The sequence below is a fragment of the Streptomyces sp. 130 genome (genome assembly GCF_007096885.1).
GTDB lineage: Bacteria > Actinomycetota > Actinomycetes > Streptomycetales > Streptomycetaceae > Streptomyces.
The window spans coordinates 77,286-93,441 of the sequence record NZ_VJNO01000020.1 but is presented as its reverse complement, the minus strand read 5'-3'; the positions used below and the strand labels follow the sequence as shown (position 1 = coordinate 93,441).

Below are 16,156 nucleotides of genomic sequence, written 5' to 3'. Positions count from 1 at the left end.
ATGACAGCGACGACCGAGGACCAGGAGCGGACCGACGAGCCCGCGCCACCCGCGCGCAAGCGTGGCCGCCACCCCATCGCGACCGCCGTCAGTGTCTTCGGTGAACTGCTCATCACCGCAGGTCTGGTGCTCGGCCTCTTCGTCGTCTACTCGCTGTGGTGGACGAATGTGCTCGCCGATCGCGAGGCCACCAAGCAGGGTCACACCGTCCGCGACAAGTGGGCCGGCGGCCCCGGCGCGCTGGACACCAAGGACGGCATCGGCTTCCTCCACGTACCGTCGATGAAGAACGGCGAGGTGCTCGTCAAGAAGGGCACCGACACCGAGACGCTCAACGACGGTGTCGCCGGCTACTACACCGATCCGGTGAAATCCGCGCTCCCCTCCGCCGAGGAGGGCAACTTCTCGCTGGCCGCGCACCGGGACGGCCACGGGGCGAAGTTCCACAACATCGACAAGGTGCGCACCGGGGACGCGATCGTCTTCGAGACGAAGGACACCTGGTACATCTACAAGGTCTTCAGCGAGCTGCCGGAGACGTCCAAGTACAACGTCGACGTGCTGGGCCCCGTCCCGAAGGACTCGGGTGCGAAGAAGCCCGGCCGCTACATCACGCTCACGACCTGCACCCCGGTCTACACGTCCAAGTACCGCTACATCGTGTGGGGCGAGCTGGTCCGTACGGAGAAGGTCGACCGCGACCGCACGAAGCCGGCGGAGCTGCGCTGAGCGGTGTTGCGCCAGAGGGCCCCGGCCGCCTTCGCGGTGACCGGGGCCCTCTGTTCGTACCGGGTGCGGAGCGGGTCAGTGACCCCTGCCGCCGTTCAGCCCGCCGAAGATGTTGCCACCGCCGCCGCCCTCGACGGTGGTCAGGGTGACCGTGCCGCCCTTCTCCACTTCCTGGGTGGGCATCGGGGAGCTCAGGACCACCTTGGCTTCCGGCTTGTCGACCGAGCCGGGCTGGAGCGCGACCACCAGGCCCATCCCCTCAAGCTGCGCCTTCGCGTCCTGGTAGCTCTTGTTGAGCAGGTCACCCGGGATGGTCACCTTCTCCGGCTCGGCCGGGCCCTTCGAGACCTTCAGGATGATCGAGGTGTCCGCGCCGACCTTCTCGTTGGCCACGGGCGTCTGCTCGACCACCGTGCCCGCCGGCTTGTCGGAGTCCACATCGCTGCGGCCGATGTTCTTGAAACCCACCCCGTTCAGCTGGGCGACCGCGTCGTCGTACGAGCGGTCCGTCACCGGAGGCATCGTGAGCAGCTTCTCCGTGGCGACCTTGAGCTTGACCTCGGAGTTCTCCTCGGCCTTCTCGCCGCCCTTCGGGGACTGCTCCAGGACGGTGCCGGGCTCGGCCTGGTCGGACTCGACCGAGTCGACGGAGACCGTGAAGCCCTGCTTCTCCAGGACCTCGCGGGCGTTGTCCTCGGACTTCTCCGTGACGTCCGGCACCTCGACCTTCGGCGGGCCGCTGGAGACGAAGACCGTGAGGGTCTCCTGCTCCTTCATCTTCCCGTCCTCAGGTGTCTGGCGGCAGATCTTGCCCTTGGGCTGTTCCTTGCACTCTTCCTTCGGGCCGACCTTGAGAACGATGTTCGTGTTGTCGGCCAGTTTCTGGGCGTCCTTGACCGTCGTGCCGACCACATTGGGCACGTCGAACGCGCCGTCGTCTCCGCCGCTGCTGAAAACCGCCTTGCCGATGAGGATCGCGCCGATCAGCACCAGGATGCCCGCGACGACCAGGAGGATCGTCGAGGTGTGGTTCTTCTTCTGCCTGCGGCGGGCCGGGCGGTCGTCGTAGCCGTAGCCGCCGTCGTCCGGGTTGACCGGCGGCAGCATCGACGTGCGCTCGCCGCCCTGGTCGGCGGCGCGCAGGGCGGTGGTGGGCTGGTCGTTGTCGTACCCGCCGGGGTAGCCGCCGTAACCCGCCGCGCCCATCGCGGCGGTCGCGGCGACCGGCTGGCCGTCTAGGCACGCCTCGATGTCGGCGCGCATCTCGTCGGCCGACTGGTAGCGGTAGTCGGGGTCCTTGGTGAGGGCCTTCAGCACGATCGCGTCCATCGCGGGCGTGATCTCGGGGTCGAAGTTGCTCGGCGGCTGCGGCTCCTCCCGTACGTGCTGGTACGCGACCGCCACCGGGGAGTCCCCGACGAACGGCGGGCGGACGGTCAGCAGCTCGTAGAGCAGGCAGCCGGTCGAGTAGAGGTCGGACCGGGCGTCGACCTGCTCACCCTTGGCCTGTTCCGGGGAGAGGTACTGGGCGGTGCCGATGACGGCGGCGGTCTGGGTCATCGTCATGCCGGAGTCGCCCATGGCGCGGGCGATGCCGAAGTCCATGACCTTGACCTGTCCGGTCCGGGTCAGCATGACGTTGGCCGGCTTGATGTCCCGGTGCACGATGCCCGCGCGGTGCGAGTACTCCAGCGCCTGGAGGATGCCCACGGTCATTTCGAGCGTGCGCTCGGGCAGCAGTCTGCGCCCGGAGTGCAGCAGCTCGCGGAGCGTCGAGCCGTCGACGTACTCCATGACGATGTACGGGATGGAGACCCCGTCGACGTAGTCCTCGCCGGTGTCGTACACCGCGACGATCGCCGGATGGTTGAGCGAGGCGGCGGACTGGGCCTCACGGCGGAACCGGGCCTGGAAGGACGGGTCGCGGGCGAGGTCCGCCCGGAGCGTCTTCACGGCGACGGTGCGGCCGAGCCGGGTGTCGTGGGCGAGGTAGACCTCGGCCATGCCACCACGGCCGAGCACCGAGCCCAGCTCGTACCGGCCGCCGAGGCGACGCGGCTCTTCCATAACTGTTCCAGCCCTCTCCGTCAGTCCTGACCGCACCGGTGCGCGGTCCGGCGGTGTGCTGTTCGCGCATACGCTACCGGCCGCGCATCAGCTGATCGGCCCGGAGGCGATACCTGATATCCGACCGGTATCCGCACAGGCGCATTCGCGCCCGGGTGTGAGCGGTCTCACTTCTCGCTGTCGATGACCGCCTTCATGACCGCCTTCGCGATCGGAGCGGCCAGGCCGCCACCGGAGATGTCGTCGCGGGTGGCGTCGCTGTCCTCGACCACGACGGCCACGGCCACGGGCGAACCGCTGTCGGTCTCCGCGTACGAGATGAACCACGCGTACGGGTTCTCGCTGTTCTTCAGGCCGTGCTGGGCCGTACCGGTCTTGCCGCCGACCGTGACGCCCGGGATCTGGGCGTTCGTGCCGGTGCCCTCCTTGACGACGGTCTTCATCATTTCCTGGAGCTTCTGGGCGTTCTCCGCCGAGAGGGGCTGACTGAACTCTTCCTTCTCGTGCGTGTAGATCACGTCCAGGTTGGGTGCCTTGCGCTCGGCGACCATGTACGGCTGCATCAGCTTGCCGTCGTTGGCGACGGCGGCGGCGACCATCGCCATCTGGAGCGGGGTGGCGCGGTTGGACGCCTGGCCGATGCCGGCCATGGCGTTCTGCGGCCGGTTGTCCTTCGGGTACACGCTGGCGTTCGAGCGGACCGGGGTGAAGATCTCCTTGTTGAAGCCGAACTTGGTGGCCTCGTCGATCATCTTCTGGTTGCCCAGGTCATCGCTGATCTTGCCGAAGACGGTGTTGCAGGAGTAGCGCAGCGCGTTGCGGAGCGAGGCGTTCTCGCACGGGATGTTGCCCTCGTTGGGCAGGTTCTGGCTCGTCTGCGGCAGGCGCCAGGGCATCGGGGACTTCGTGTCCTCGTCGATGTCGGTGTAGAGCCCGTTCTCCAGGGCGGCGGCCGCGGTGACGACCTTGAAGGTCGAGCCGGGCGGGTAGGTCTCGCGCAGCGCCCGGTTGAGCATGGGCTTGTCCTTGTCCTTCAACAGGGACTGCCATGCCTCGGTGTCTGACTTGCTGTTGCCCGCGAAGGTCGAGGGGTCGTACGAGGGGGTGCTGGCGAGCGCCAGGATGGCGCCGGTCCGCGGATCGAGGGCGGCGACGGCGCCCTTCTTCTTGCCGAGTCCCTCGAAGGCGGCCTTCTGGGCGGCCCCGTTGAGCGTGGTGACGACGTTGCCGCCCGTCTTCTCCTCACCGGTGAACATGGACATCGTCCGGTTGAAGAAGAGCTGGTCGTCGTTGCCGGTGAGGATGCCGTCCTCCAGCTTCTCCAGCTGCGAGGCGTCGAACGCCTGCGAGGAGTAGCCGGTGACGGGCGCCCACATGGGGCCGTCCTTCCAGACCCGCTTGTACTTGAAGTCGCTGCCCTTGGTCTCGACGGACCCGGTGACCGACTTGCCGTCCACGATGATGTTGCCGCGCTCGTGGGCGTACCGCTCGATGCGGACGCGGCGGTTCTCGTCGCGGGTGTTGAGGTCGTCGGCCTTCACGTACTGCAGGTAGTTGGTCCGTGCGAGCAGGGCGAAGATCAGGACGCCGCAGAAGATCGCGATCCGGCGCAGGGGCTTGTTCACGGGCGGACCACCTGGGTCATCTCGGCGTCGGTCGAGGGTGCGGGGGCGGGCGCGGGGCGGCGGGCGGTGTCGCTGATGCGGATCAGAATGCCGATCAGAGCCCAGTTCGCGATCACGGACGAACCACCGGCCGCGAGGAACGGCATCGTCATACCGGTGAGCGGGATCAGGCCCATGACGCCGCCGGCGACGACGAAGACCTGGATCGCGAAGGCGCCGGAGAGGCCGATCGCGAGGAGCTTGCCGAAGGGGTCGCGGGCGGCGAGCGCCGTGCGGACACCGCGTTCGACGATGAGGCCGTAGATGAGCAGCACGGCCATCATCCCGGCCAGGCCGAGTTCGTCACCCACCGTGGCGAGGATGAAGTCGGCGTTGGCTGCGAAGCCGATCAGGTCGGAGTGGCCCTGGCCCCAGCCGGAGCCGAGCGTGCCGCCCGACCCGAAGGACATGATGGCGTTGCCGATCTGCTCGCAGGCGCCATCCGTCTGGAAACATTTGAACGGGTCCTGCCAGGCGGTCACACGGGCTTCAACGTGCGGTTCGAAGGTCGCGACGCCCACGGCTCCGGCCGCCGACATCAGGAGACCGAAGACGATCCAGCTGGTCCGCTCGGTGGCGACGTACAGCATGATCACGAAGAGGCCGAAGAACAGCAGCGACGTTCCGAGGTCGGTCTCGAAGACCAGGATCAGGATCGACAGCGCCCAGATGACCAGGATGGGGCCCAGGTCGCGCCCGCGCGGCAGATACAGCCCCATGAACCGACGGCTGGCGAGCGCCAGCGCGTCCCGTTTGACCATGAGATACCCGGCGAAGAAGACCGCGATGATGATTTTCGCGAACTCCCCTGGCTGGATGGAGAAGCCGGCGATGTTGATCCAGATCCTCGCGCCGAACTTGGCCGGAAAGAACATCGGAAGAATCAGCAGGAACAGCGCGACCGCCATCGAGATGTACGTGTAGCGCTGCAGGATGCGGTGATCCTTCAGCAGCAGCAGTACGCCGACGAACAGCGCCACACCGACTGCCGAGTACATCAGCTGCCGGGGGGCGGACGGGGTGAACGCCCCGAAGGCGCTCTTGGCATCCCTGATCAGCTTCGGCGACTGGTCGAGCCGCCAGATCAGCACCAGCCCGAGCCCGTTGAGCAGGGTGGCCAGCGGCAGCAGCAACGGGTCGGCGTACCGGGCGAACTTGCGCACCACGAGGTGGGCGACGCCGCCGAGCAGGATGAGCCCCGCTCCGTAGCCGAACATGCCGGAGGGCAGCGTGCCGTCCATGGCCAGGCCCACGTTGGCGTAGGCGAACACCGAGATGGCGATGGCGAAGACCATCATCATCAGTTCGGTGTTGCGCCTGCTCGGTGCGTCGATCGCGCCGATCGTGGTCGTGTTGGTGACAACGCTCATGGTGCTGAAGGCCCCCTACGGCTCTACTTCTTACCGCACTGCGGGACCAGCTTCTTCTCTTCCTCCGAGAGGCTGGGCCCAGGAGTGGGAGTCGTGGAAGTCTGCTCGGACTTGGTGTCGCCACCGGATGTCTTGCCGGACTTGGACGCCTTGGTGGCGTCGGTGTCCGTGCCCTGCGCCTGGCCCTCGTCGCTGTGCTCCTTCTCCGCCGCGCGACGTGCCGCGTCCTTCTTGCAGGCGGACGCCTGGGTGGAGAGCTCGGCGATCTTCTCGCGGGCGTCGGCGAGGCTGCCCTCGGCGATCGTCGCCTCGACCTTCTTGCGCTGGTAGGGCGGGAGGTACTTGAGTTCGATCTCGGGATGGTCGGTCTCGACCTTCGAGAGCGAGAGCCAGCCGAGATCCTGGCTGATGCCCCGGTACAGCGCGACGTTGTCGTTCTTCGCGCCGACGTAGAACTGGGTCTGGGTCCAGCGGTAGCCGCCGTAGAGCCCGCCGCCGACGACGGCCAGCGCGAGCACCACGTACAGGGACCGCTTGATCCACTTGCGGCCGCCGCGCTTGACGAAGTCGTCGTCGGAGTACGACCCGAAGGCCCCATCGGGCATTCCGTCGTAGCCGGAGCCGTCGCCGCTGCCGGGCGGGCCGAAGCTGCCGGAGGGCGGCGGTACGGGGCGGCCGAGGCCGGCCGCGCGGCCCGCGGGCGTGTGCATCGCGCCGCCGTCGTTCAGCTGGGCCGCCTGGTTCTCGGCGACCGCGCCGACGACGACCGGGGTGTCATTGAGCTGCCCGGCCAGGGTGTCGTTGCTGTCGACGTCGAAGACATCGGCGACGATGCAGGTGATGTTGTCCGGTCCGCCGCCCCGCAGGGCGAGCTGGATCAGGTCCTGGATCGTCTCCTGCGGGCCCTGGTAGCTGGCGAGCGTCTCCTCCATCGTCTGGTGGGAGACGACGCCGGAGAGCCCGTCGGAGCAGATCAGGTAGCGGTCGCCGGCCCGGACCTCGCGGATGGAAAGGTCGGGTTCGACGTGGTCGCCACTGCCCAGCGCGCGCATCAGCAGGGAGCGCTGCGGGTGGGTGGTGGCCTCCTCTTCGGTGATCCGGCCCTCGTCCACCAGCCGCTGGACCCAGGTGTGGTCCTGGGTGATCTGGGTGAGGACGCCGTCTCGGAGCAGGTACGCGCGCGAGTCGCCGACGTGCACCAGGCCGAGTCGCTGGCCGGTCCAGAGCAGGGCGGTGAGCGTGGTGCCCATGCCCTCCAGCTGGGGGTCCTCCTCGACCATCATCCGGAGCTGGTCGTTGGCCCGCTGGACCGCCGTGCCGAGCGAGGTGAGGATGTCGGAGCCCGGGACGTCGTCGTCGAGCTGGACGAGGGTGGAGATCACCTCGGAACTGGCGACCTCACCGGCCGCCTGGCCGCCCATGCCGTCGGCGATCGCGAGAAGGCGGGGGCCGGCGTAGCCGGAGTCCTCGTTGCCCTCGCGGATCATGCCCTTGTGCGACCCGGCGGCGAAGCGCAGGGACAGACTCATGCGCACCTCACCCGTCGGTTCGGGGTACAGCCGGTCTCGAGCCACACTGCCCACCCTCCGGTCGGGAGCCCCGCCGGGTCCGATGCCCGGACCCCCGCGGCTCGCTCGCTCCGCTCGCTCATTGTCGTACTACTTCCGCAGCTCGATGACGGTCTTGCCGATCCGGATCGGCGCGCCCAGCGGAACGGGCGTCGGGGTGGTGAGGCGGTTCCGGTCCAGGTACGTGCCGTTGGTGGACCCGAGATCCTCGACGATCCACTGGCCGTCACGGTCGGGGTAGATCCTGGCATGCCTGCTGGACGCGTAGTCGTCGTCCAGCACGATCGTCGAATCGTGGGCACGGCCCAGCGTGATGGTCTGCCCCTGGAGCGCCACCGTGGTGCCGGTGAGCGTGCCCTCGGAGACGACCAGCTTGGTCGGCGCACCCCGCCGCTGGCGGCCGGGCTGCTGGCGCTGCTGCGGCGGTGCCGCGTTCTGGCGTCCCTGGGGCGGACGCGCGTCGGTCGCGGTGCGGCGTGAGCCGCGCTGCGTGACGCGCGTTCCGAACAGGTCGCTGCGAATGACCTGGACGGCCACGATCACGAACAGCCACAGAACAGCCAGGAAACCTAGCCGCATGACCGTCAGGGTCAGCTCTGACATTGCCCCCGCTTCACCCTTCGGCTTGCCGGTAAACGATGGTGGTGCTGCCCACGACGATCCGCGAGCCGTCGCGGAGCGTAGCGCGGGTGGTGTGCTGCCCGTCTACCACGATGCCGTTGGTAGACCCGAGATCCTGGATCGTCGAGGGCGTTCCGGTCCTGATCTCACAGTGCCGGCGGGAGACGCCGGGGTCGTCGATCCGCACATCGGCGTCGGTGCTGCGGCCCATGACCAGCGTCGGGCGGGAGATCTGGTGGCGAGTGCCGTTGATCTCGATCCAGCGCCGCACCTGCACGTTCGGCGAGGAGGGAGGGGCGGCCGGCGGACGCCGGTCGGGGCCGCCGTGACGCCCGGCACCCGGCGGCGGACCGGCGGGCATGGGCGGGGCGGAGGCGGGCGGGTAGCCGTAGCCGCCGGGGGCCTGCGGGGCGGGACGTCCGGGGTACCCCTGCTGCGGTGACGGGCCGCCGTAGCTCTGGCCCTGTGCCGGGCCCTGGCCCTGTGACGAACTCGACGCCAGGGTGCGGCTGCGGACCCGGTAGAGGCCGGTGTCGAGGTCCTCGGCCTTCTCCAGGTGCACCTTGATGGGGCCCATGAACGTGTAACGCTGCTGCTTGGCGTAGTCCCGGACGAGGCCGGAGAGCTCGTCGCCGAGCTGGCCGGAGTACGGACTCAGGCGCTCGTAGTCGGGGGCGCTGAGCTCGACGATGAAGTCGTTGGGGACGACGGTGCGCTCACGGTTCCAGATGGTGGCGTTGTTGTCGCACTCCCGCTGGAGGGCACCCGCGATCTCGACCGGCTGGACCTCGGACTTGAAGACCTTGGCGAAAGTGCCGTTGACCAGGCCTTCGAGACGCTGCTCGAAACGCTTCATCACTCCCATGGGGCACCTCCTCCGGTGTCGTCGTCCCTGTACTGCTTACTGATCGTATCCACGCGTCGGGAAATCGGCTGGTTCCCCTTGTCTGCCCTGTGTGAGGAGTGTCCCCCCTCACACGGATCGTAGAGGTGGCCTCCTCACAGTGTCCCGCACCTTGGACCCACTCAGGAGGAGTGGGTGGCGGCCCCTGGGGGTTCCCGGTTCCTTTCGGACGTTCTGCGGACGCCGGCCGAGCGTTCTGCGGGTGCCGGCCGAGCGTGCGGCGAGTGCCCGGTGATCGGGCGGCGAAACAACGGATGTGAATCCACCCAGTCCAGCGTGCTAATCTTCCGGATGTCGCCAGGCGCTCACACCGAAAGGTGGGGGAGCCCGGAAGCACCACTCTTGCGCGAGTGGCGGAACGGCAGACGCGCTGGCTTCAGGTGCCAGTGTCCTTAGGGACGTGGGGGTTCAAATCCCCCCTCGCGCACAAGTAGGAAGCCCCCCAGGCCTCGGCCCGGGGGGCTTCTTCAATTCTTGGCCGATCCCTTCCCTGTGTGTTTGGTTTCACGTGAAACGCCCGTTTCGCGAGGGCAGACGGCGGTCGGTGTGCGGCGGTACCGTCGGCGGCGGTTGATGTTGGGGCAGGTACCCGGCTGCTGCGCCGGGCGGGGCGGGGGAGGCTGCGCGCCATGGATGCGACCGGGACGGGAATGCCGCCTGTGCGACTCGTCGAACTCGGCGGTGGTGACGCGATGGCGGGGGCCGTGCTCCCCGTGGACGGGGAAACGCCGCGCATACCGGCCGTGCCGGGGTTCGCACGCCGTACGGATCGGACTTACGCGGGGGCCGGCGGGAGACCGAAGGAGAGGGGCAAGGCGCTGCGGGCGCGGGTGCCCCGGTCCGCGCACGCGACGCTGGACCTGCCGGGCGGGCGCCCGGATGCGGTGCGCGCGGTCGAGGAGTCCAACCGGGGCCGGGTCCCGGAGCTGACGCCGATACGGGTGGGCCGGATGGCCGCCACCCCCTTCGCCTTCCTGCGCGGCTCGGCCGGGCTGATGGCCCACGACCTGATGGGGGCCCCGGTCACCGGGGTCGTCGCCCAGCTCTGCGGCGACGCGCACGCGGCCAACTTCGGGCTGTACGGCGATGCGCGAGGCGGCCTCGTCATCGACCTGAACGACTTCGACGAGACCGTGGCCGGGCCCTGGGAATGGGACCTGAAGCGCCTGGCGACCTCCCTGGTGCTCGCGGGCCGGGAAGCCGGTGCCGACGAGGACTCCTGCCGCAGGGCCGCCCACGACACCGTGGGCGCCTACCGCCGGACGATGCGGCTGCTGGCCCGGATGCCCGCGCTCGACGCGTGGAACGCCATCGCGGACGAGGAGCTCGTCTCGCACACGGACGCGCGGGATCTGCTCGGCACCTTGGAGCGGGTCTCCGAGAAGGCCCGCAACAACACGAGTGCCCGCTTCGCGGCGAAGTCCACGGAGGACTGCGAGGACGGTGGCCGCCGCTTCGTGGACGCGCCGCCGGTACTGCGCCGGGTCCCGGACGTGGAGGCCGCGGCGGTGGCGGCGGGGCTGGGGGACTATCTGGGCACCGTCTCCGAGGACCGGCTGCCGTTGCTGGCCCGGTATGCGATCCATGACGTCGCGTTCCGGGTGGTCGGCACCGGCAGTGTGGGCACCCGCTCCTACGTGGTGCTGCTGCTGGACCACCGGGGAGAGGCCCTGGTGCTCCAGGTGAAGGAGGCCAGGCCCTCCGTTCTCGGGCCGTATCTGGCCGCCGTGGGGTTCGAGGTGCCGGAGGCCGCGCACGAGGGGCGGCGCGTCGTGCTCGGGCAGAAGCGGATGCAGGTCGTCAGCGACCATCTGCTGGGCTGGACGACGGTGGACGGCCGGCCCTTCCAGGTGCGGCAGTTCCGGAACCGCAAGGGCAGCGTCGATCCCGCCGCCCTGGCCGCCGACCAGGTCGACGACTACGGCCGGATGACGGGGGCGCTGCTGGCGCGAGCCCATGCGCACAGCGCGGACCCCAGGCTCCTGGCGGGTTACTGCGGCAAGAACGAAGAGCTGGACGAGGCGGTGGCGGCCTTCGCGGTGACCTACGCGGACCGCACGGAGGCGGACCACGGGGAGCTGGTGCGGGCGATAGGGACGGGCCGGATCGCCGCCGAGCGGGGGGTCTAGCGGGGCGCGGCGAGGGTTGTGCGGGGGTGGTGGGGTCGGTGCGGGGCGTATTGCGGGGGCAGCGGGGTCGGTGCGGGGCGTTTGCGGCGGTGGACGTGTGTCCTCGGTGGCGGGCCGGGGTCATACGCTGGGCGGGTGACCCACGAAGCCGCCGGGGTGCCCTCCCGGAACGACGATGACCAGCAGGACGAGGCACGGCCGGACGCCGGAGAGCCTGAGGGCGGTGAGCCCGGTCCCGGGGCGCCGGGGGACGGCGCGTCCGGGGCAGAGCAACGGCCCGAGGCGCGGCTCGCGCAGGCGGTTCGGGTGGCCGAGCAGGCGCTGATCGAGTTCGAGATCGCGGTGGAGACCTTCCGGGTCGAGGTGGAGAACTTCTCCCGGCTGCACCACCAGCGGCTGGGCCCGATGTACGCGCGGCTGGACGAGCTCGACGCGCAGATCGCCGAGGCGCGGGCGGCGAAGACGGGTGATCCCGAGGACCTGCGCAAGGCGGAGGAGGCGCGGTCGGTCGTGATGCCGATGCCCGGCGTGGACGAGCTGTTCCACGACTGGATGGACTCCGAGGGCCTGTCCCCCGAGGCGTCGGCCATGCTGACCGACCAGACGGTGCGCCCGCCCAAGCGCGTCCGGCCCACCGACGAGGCGCGCAAGCTGTACCGCGACCTGGTCCGCAAGGCGCACCCGGACCTCGCCCAGGACGAGGCGGAGCGGGTCAGGCGCGACGAGTTCATCGCGCGCGTCAACGCCGCCTACGGGCGCGGGGACGAGGCGCTGCTCAACGAACTGGCCGAGGAGTGGGCGGCGGGACCGGCCGCGCCGCGGCAGGAGCTGAGCGAGGCCGATGAGCTCTACGCCCGGCTGGACTGGCTGACCCAGCGCAAGGAACTGCTGACGGAGTGGGCCCAGGAGCTGGAGGAGAGCGCGATCGGTGCCATGCTGAGGATGGCCCCGGACGACCCGGACCAGCTGCTGGAGGAGATCGCCGAACAGTTGCTGGGCGAGGTCTCGCAGCGGGAGGCGGAGCTCGCGGCCTTGGTGCAGTAGCGTCTTGAACGGCCCCGAGCGCACTGATTCGGTGACCCGAGCGCACTGACGAGAGAAGGCATGACCCATGAATTTCGGCCCGCTTCCCACGGTCGATGTCGCGTCCGTCCCGGCGGACGGCCTCGTGCTGGACGTCCGGGAGAACGACGAGTGGGCGGCCGGGCACGTCGAGGGCGCCCTGCACATCCCCATGAGCGACTTCGTGGGCCGCTTCGGTGAGCTGACCGAGGCGGTGGAGGACGGTCAGCGCGTGCACGTCATGTGCCGGGTGGGCGGCCGGTCCGCCCAGGTCACCCAGTACCTGGTGCGGCAGGGGATCGACGCCGTCAACGTCGACGGCGGCATGCTCGCCTGGGACGGCGCGGGCCGCCCGATGGTCACGGACAACGGCACCCCGGCCTTCGTCGCCTGACGCCACCCCCGGCTCTCCCGCCGCGCCGGGGCATCAGCGGTCGAAGTCGAGCTCCACCTCCTCGGTGACCGGCCGGGACTGGCAGGCCAGCACGTAGCCCGCCTCCGTCTCCTCCGGCTCCAGGGCGTAGTTGCGGTCCATTCGCACCTCTCCGGAGACCAGGAACGCCCGGCAGGTACCGCAGACGCCGCCCTTGCACGCGTACGGAGCGTCCGAGCGGCTGCGCAGCACCGTCTCCAGCAGCGACTCGCCCCCTTCCACCGGCCAGCTGCCGGACCGGCCGTCGAGCGTCGCCGTCAGGACGGAGCCGACGGGCGTCTCGACCCGCGGCCCCGCGGACGCGGGGGTGTCCTCGACGTGGAAGATCTCCTGATGGATGCGGGAGCGGTCCACGCCCAGCCCGTGCAGCGCGACCTCGGCGGTCCGGACCAGGCCCAGCGGCCCGCACAGGAACCAGCCGTCGATCTCCGCCACCGGCAGCAGCGCCGGCAGCAGTCCGGAGAGCCGCTCGCCGTCCAGCCGGCCCGAGGGCAGACCCGCCTGCTGCTCCTCCCGGGACAGGGCGGTGACCAGCTGGAACCGGTCCGGGTAGCGGTCCTTCAGGTCGGCGACCTCGTCCAGGAACATCGTCGAGGCAGCCGTCCGGTCACTGCGGAACAGGCAGAACGTGGCGTTCGGCTCCTGGGCGAGCAGGGTGGCCGCCATGGACAGCACCGGGGTGATGCCGCTTCCGCCGACGATCGCCGCGAACTGGCCGGCACGGGGGGTCAGGACGAAACGCCCCATCGGGGGCATCGCCTCGATCGTGTCCCCGACCAGCAATTCCTTGAGCGCGTACGTGGAGAACGCGCCGCCTTCCACGAGGCGGATGCCCACCCGCAGCGCCGGGCCGGCCGAGGGCTCGGGGGCCGGTGCGCAGATCGAGTACGAGCGGCGGACCTCCTCGCCGCCCACGGTGTAGCGGACATTGAGGTGCTGGCCGGGCTTGTGCCGGAAGGTCTCGTGCAGGCCGGGCGGGACGGCGAGGGTGACGGCCACCGAATCGTCCGTGAGCCGCTCGATCCCGCTGACCCGGAGCGGATGGAACATCTACAACTCCTTGAAGTGGTCGAACGGCTCCTGGCAGGCCACGCAGCGCCGGAGTGCCTTGCACGCGGTGGAGGAGAACCGGCTCAGCAGCTCCGTCTCCGTGGAGCCGCAGTGCGGGCAGCGCACGGACAGGGCCAGCGGCACCGGGCCGCCGGACGCGGTCTCGTGCGGCCGGGGCGGGGCTATGCCGAACTCCGCCAGCTTCCGGCGCCCTTCGGCGCTCATGTCGTCCGTCGACCAGGCGGGCGACAGGACCGTCTGCACGGACACCTCGGCCACGCCGTGGGCGTGCAGCACGCGCTCGATGTCCGCGGACATCGCCTCGATCGCCGGGCAGCCGGTGTACGTCGGCGTGAGCCTGACCGTGACGTGGTCCGGGTCGTGCACCTCGACGCCCCGGACCACCCCCAGGTCCTCCAGGGTCAGCACGGGCAGCTCCGGGTCGGGGACGGAGCCCGCGAGTCTCAGCAGCTCCTCCTCGACGGAGGTCCAGGTCACCATGACGCCCCCGGGTGGCTGCGGTGCAGGTGCTGCATCTCGGCGAGCATCCGGCCGAAGGACTCCGTGTGGATGCCCTGCCGGCCCGCGCCCGCCGTCCAGGCGCCGGACTGCGGGCCCGTCGGCACGGTCAGTGAGGCCCGCCCGAGAACGTCGGTGACGTCCTCCAGCCAGCGGCTGTGCAGCGCCTGCCAGTCGGCGTCGACGCCTTCGACGGGCTGGAACAGCTCGCCGGTGAAGCGCCACAGCGCGTCCACCGCCCGCTGCATCCGCGCGTGACTCTCGTCCGTCCCGTCCCCGAGGCGCAGCGTCCACTGCTCGGCGTGGTCCCGGTGGTAGGCCACCTCCTTGACCGCCTTGGCCGCCATCCCCGCGAACGGACCCTCGCCGGCGGCCAGCTGCGCGTACAGGCCCTGCTGGTGGACCGAGAAGTAGAGCTGCCGGGCGATGGTGTGGGCGAAGTCGCCGTTCGGCTGCTCGACCAGCTGGACGTTGCGGAAGGCGCGCTCCTCACGGAGGTAGGCCAGCTCGTCCTCGTCGCCCTCGATCGAGAGCAGGAGGCGGGCCTGGCCCAGCAGGTCGAGGGCGATGTTGGCGAGGGCGACCTCCTCCTCCAGCACCGGGGCGTGGCCCGCCCACTCCCCCAGCCGGTGCGAGAGCACCAGCGCGTCGTCGCCCAGGGCGAGGGCCGCGGTCACAGGTGCTTCACCCCGTCCGGGATCTCGTAGAACGTGGGGTGCCGGTAGGGCTTGTCACCGGCCGGTTCGAAGAACGAGTCCTTCTCGTCCGGCGAGGACGCCGTGATCTGGGCGGAGGGCACGACCCACAGGGAGACCCCCTCGGACCGGCGGGTGTAGAGGTCGCGCGCGTTGCGCAGGGCCATTTCGGCGTCCGGCGCGTGGAGGCTGCCGGCGTGGGTGTGGGAGAGCCCGCGCCGCGAGCGGACGAACACCTCCCACAGCGGCCAGTCCGTCGAGCTGCTCATGCTGTCGCCTTTCCATTCCGTACGGCCGGGTCCGCGCCGGGCGTGTGCTTGCGGGCATATGCGGCGGCGGCTTCGCGGACCCAGGCGCCTTCTTCGTGCGCCCGGCGGCGCTGGGTGAGGCGCTGCTCGTTGCACGGCCCGTTGCCCTTCAGGACCTCCTGGAACTCGGTCCAGTCGATTGGGCCGAAGTCGTGCCTGCCGCGCTCCTCGTTCCACCGGATGTCCGGGTCGGGGAGGGTCAGGCCGAGTGCCTCGGCCTGGGGGACGCAGATGTCCACGAACCGCTGCCGCAGCTCGTCGTTGGAATGCCGCTTGATCTTCCAGGCCATCGACTGCGCCGAGTGGGCCGAGGCGTCGTCCGGCGGGCCGAACATCATCAGGGAGGGCCACCACCAGCGGTTCACCGCGTCCTGGGCCATCTCGTGCTGTGCGGGGGAGCCGTTGCTCAGCGCGAGGAGCAATTCGTACCCCTGGCGCTGGTGGAACGACTCCTCTTTGCAGATACGGACCATCGCGCGGGCGTAGGGGCCGTAGGAGCAGCGGCAGAGGGGCACCTGGTTGGTGATCGCGGCGCCGTCCACGAGCCAGCCGATGGCACCCACGTCCGCCCAGGTCAGCGTCGGGTAGTTGAAGATCGACGAATAGCGCTGGCGGCCTGCGTGGAGCTTGTCGAGCAGCTCCTCGCGGCCGGTGCCCAGGGTCTCGGCCGCGCTGTAGAGATACAGGCCGTGGCCCGCCTCGTCCTGCACCTTGGCCATGAGGATCGCCTTGCGGCGCAGCGAGGGGGCCCGGGTGATCCAGTTGGCCTCGGGCTGCATGCCGATGATCTCGGAGTGGGCGTGCTGGGCCATCTGCCTGACCAGCGAGGCGCGGTACGCGTCGGGCATCCAGTCGCGCGGCTCGATGCGCTCGTCGGCCGCCACCGCCGCGTCGAAAGCAGCCTGGAGGGCCGCCTCCGGCCCCTCTCCGCCGCCTGCTGCCGTCTGCGCTGTCTGGCTCGCAGTCCCTGCCGCCATCCCCGACTCCCTACCGACCGATCGTTCGGTTCAATGTCTTCAATGGTGAGTCCGGGGCCC

At 70.0% G+C, this 16,156-nt stretch carries 15 protein-coding genes and 1 tRNA gene; 5 read left to right on the top strand and 11 right to left on the bottom strand.

Going from position 1 to position 16,156, the window contains the following annotated elements; genetic code table 11:
* Positions 1–729 (top strand): class E sortase, encoded by a 729-nt coding sequence (locus tag FKN01_RS18760; RefSeq protein ID WP_143622065.1) that lies wholly within the window; start codon positions 1–3, stop codon positions 727–729.
* Positions 730–804: 75 nt separating this feature from the next.
* On the opposite strand, the gene pknB is transcribed toward FKN01_RS18760, so the two are convergent.
* The 6 genes from pknB to FKN01_RS18730 all read right to left on the bottom strand — a co-directional run bounded on the left by pknB (position 805) and on the right by FKN01_RS18730 (position 8,884).
* The gene (gene pknB, locus FKN01_RS18755) at positions 805–2,796 is read right to left on the bottom strand and encodes a Stk1 family PASTA domain-containing Ser/Thr kinase (RefSeq protein WP_143622063.1); all 1,992 of its coding nucleotides are present in this window, start codon (positions 2,794–2,796) and stop codon (positions 805–807) included.
* 167 nt (positions 2,797–2,963) lie between these two features.
* A complete protein-coding gene (locus FKN01_RS18750; RefSeq protein ID WP_143622061.1) occupies positions 2,964–4,421 on the bottom strand; it encodes a penicillin-binding transpeptidase domain-containing protein in 1,458 nt (485 codons plus the stop codon).
* Positions 4,418–5,830, bottom strand: a complete 1,413-nt coding sequence (locus FKN01_RS18745) for an FtsW/RodA/SpoVE family cell cycle protein (RefSeq protein ID WP_143622059.1) — start codon at positions 5,828–5,830, stop codon at positions 4,418–4,420. The genes FKN01_RS18750 and FKN01_RS18745 overlap by 4 nt, the downstream gene beginning before the upstream one ends.
* Before the next feature lie 23 nt (positions 5,831–5,853).
* On the bottom strand, positions 5,854–7,359 hold the full coding sequence (locus FKN01_RS18740) for a Stp1/IreP family PP2C-type Ser/Thr phosphatase (protein ID WP_143622057.1): 1,506 nt from the start codon (positions 7,357–7,359) through the stop codon (positions 5,854–5,856).
* A gap of 129 nt (positions 7,360–7,488) precedes the next feature.
* Positions 7,489–8,001, bottom strand: a complete 513-nt coding sequence (locus tag FKN01_RS18735; protein WP_143622055.1) for an FHA domain-containing protein — start codon at positions 7,999–8,001, stop codon at positions 7,489–7,491.
* Between the two features lie 10 nt (positions 8,002–8,011).
* A complete protein-coding gene (locus FKN01_RS18730) occupies positions 8,012–8,884 on the bottom strand; it encodes a DUF3662 and FHA domain-containing protein (protein ID WP_143622053.1) in 873 nt (290 codons plus the stop codon).
* Positions 8,885–9,267: 383 nt separating this feature from the next.
* Here FKN01_RS18730 and FKN01_RS18725 point away from each other — a divergent pair.
* From FKN01_RS18725 to FKN01_RS18710, 4 genes are all read left to right on the top strand, one after another.
* Positions 9,268–9,350: transfer RNA gene (locus FKN01_RS18725), tRNA-Leu, on the top strand.
* Between the two features lie 202 nt (positions 9,351–9,552).
* Positions 9,553–11,052 (top strand): DUF2252 domain-containing protein, encoded by a 1,500-nt coding sequence (locus FKN01_RS18720; protein ID WP_143622051.1) that lies wholly within the window; start codon positions 9,553–9,555, stop codon positions 11,050–11,052.
* 135 nt (positions 11,053–11,187) lie between these two features.
* On the top strand, positions 11,188–12,096 hold the full coding sequence (locus FKN01_RS18715) for a hypothetical protein (protein WP_185992892.1): 909 nt from the start codon (positions 11,188–11,190) through the stop codon (positions 12,094–12,096).
* Between the two features lie 67 nt (positions 12,097–12,163).
* Positions 12,164–12,508 carry a rhodanese-like domain-containing protein gene (locus FKN01_RS18710; protein WP_143622049.1) on the top strand — a complete coding sequence of 115 codons (345 nt, stop codon included), beginning with the start codon at positions 12,164–12,166 and terminating at the stop codon, positions 12,506–12,508.
* 33 nt (positions 12,509–12,541) lie between these two features.
* Here the strand turns inward: FKN01_RS18710 and FKN01_RS18705 are convergent, their stop codons facing one another.
* Genes FKN01_RS18705 through paaA form a run of 5 tightly spaced genes read right to left on the bottom strand, consistent with a single transcriptional unit; the run spans position 12,542 to position 16,096 of the window.
* Positions 12,542–13,597: a 2Fe-2S iron-sulfur cluster-binding protein gene (locus FKN01_RS18705; protein ID WP_143622047.1), complete on the bottom strand. Its 1,056-nt coding sequence runs from the start codon at positions 13,595–13,597 to the stop codon at positions 12,542–12,544.
* A complete protein-coding gene (gene paaD, locus FKN01_RS18700; protein WP_143622045.1) occupies positions 13,598–14,098 on the bottom strand; it encodes a 1,2-phenylacetyl-CoA epoxidase subunit PaaD in 501 nt (166 codons plus the stop codon).
* Positions 14,092–14,793: a 1,2-phenylacetyl-CoA epoxidase subunit PaaC gene (gene paaC / locus FKN01_RS18695; RefSeq protein WP_143622043.1), complete on the bottom strand. Its 702-nt coding sequence runs from the start codon at positions 14,791–14,793 to the stop codon at positions 14,092–14,094. The genes paaD and paaC overlap by 7 nt, the downstream gene beginning before the upstream one ends.
* Positions 14,790–15,080, bottom strand: a complete 291-nt coding sequence (paaB, locus tag FKN01_RS18690; protein WP_018101933.1) for a 1,2-phenylacetyl-CoA epoxidase subunit PaaB — start codon at positions 15,078–15,080, stop codon at positions 14,790–14,792. Before paaB ends, paaC begins: the two co-directional genes overlap by 4 nt.
* Positions 15,077–16,096, bottom strand: coding sequence for a 1,2-phenylacetyl-CoA epoxidase subunit PaaA (gene paaA / locus FKN01_RS18685; RefSeq protein ID WP_143622041.1), 1,020 nt, complete (start codon positions 16,094–16,096; stop codon positions 15,077–15,079). Before paaA ends, paaB begins: the two co-directional genes overlap by 4 nt.
* Positions 16,097–16,156: the final 60 nt, after the last annotated feature.

Coding starts and splice junctions, on each gene's coding strand:
- FKN01_RS18760 (WP_143622065.1), top strand. CDS start 1: ATGACAGCGACGACCGAGGACCAGGAGCGGACCGACGAGCCCGCGCCA.
- pknB (WP_143622063.1), bottom strand. CDS start 2,796: ATGGAAGAGCCGCGTCGCCTCGGCGGCCGGTACGAGCTGGGCTCGGTG.
- FKN01_RS18745 (WP_143622059.1), bottom strand. CDS start 5,830: ATGAGCGTTGTCACCAACACGACCACGATCGGCGCGATCGACGCACCG.
- FKN01_RS18740 (WP_143622057.1), bottom strand. CDS start 7,359: ATGAGTCTGTCCCTGCGCTTCGCCGCCGGGTCGCACAAGGGCATGATC.
- FKN01_RS18735 (WP_143622055.1), bottom strand. CDS start 8,001: ATGTCAGAGCTGACCCTGACGGTCATGCGGCTAGGTTTCCTGGCTGTT.
- FKN01_RS18730 (WP_143622053.1), bottom strand. CDS start 8,884: ATGGGAGTGATGAAGCGTTTCGAGCAGCGTCTCGAAGGCCTGGTCAAC.
- FKN01_RS18720 (WP_143622051.1), top strand. CDS start 9,553: ATGGATGCGACCGGGACGGGAATGCCGCCTGTGCGACTCGTCGAACTC.
- FKN01_RS18710 (WP_143622049.1), top strand. CDS start 12,164: ATGAATTTCGGCCCGCTTCCCACGGTCGATGTCGCGTCCGTCCCGGCG.
- FKN01_RS18705 (WP_143622047.1), bottom strand. CDS start 13,597: ATGTTCCATCCGCTCCGGGTCAGCGGGATCGAGCGGCTCACGGACGAT.
- paaD (WP_143622045.1), bottom strand. CDS start 14,098: ATGGTGACCTGGACCTCCGTCGAGGAGGAGCTGCTGAGACTCGCGGGC.
- paaB (WP_018101933.1), bottom strand. CDS start 15,080: ATGAGCAGCTCGACGGACTGGCCGCTGTGGGAGGTGTTCGTCCGCTCG.
- paaA (WP_143622041.1), bottom strand. CDS start 16,096: ATGGCGGCAGGGACTGCGAGCCAGACAGCGCAGACGGCAGCAGGCGGC.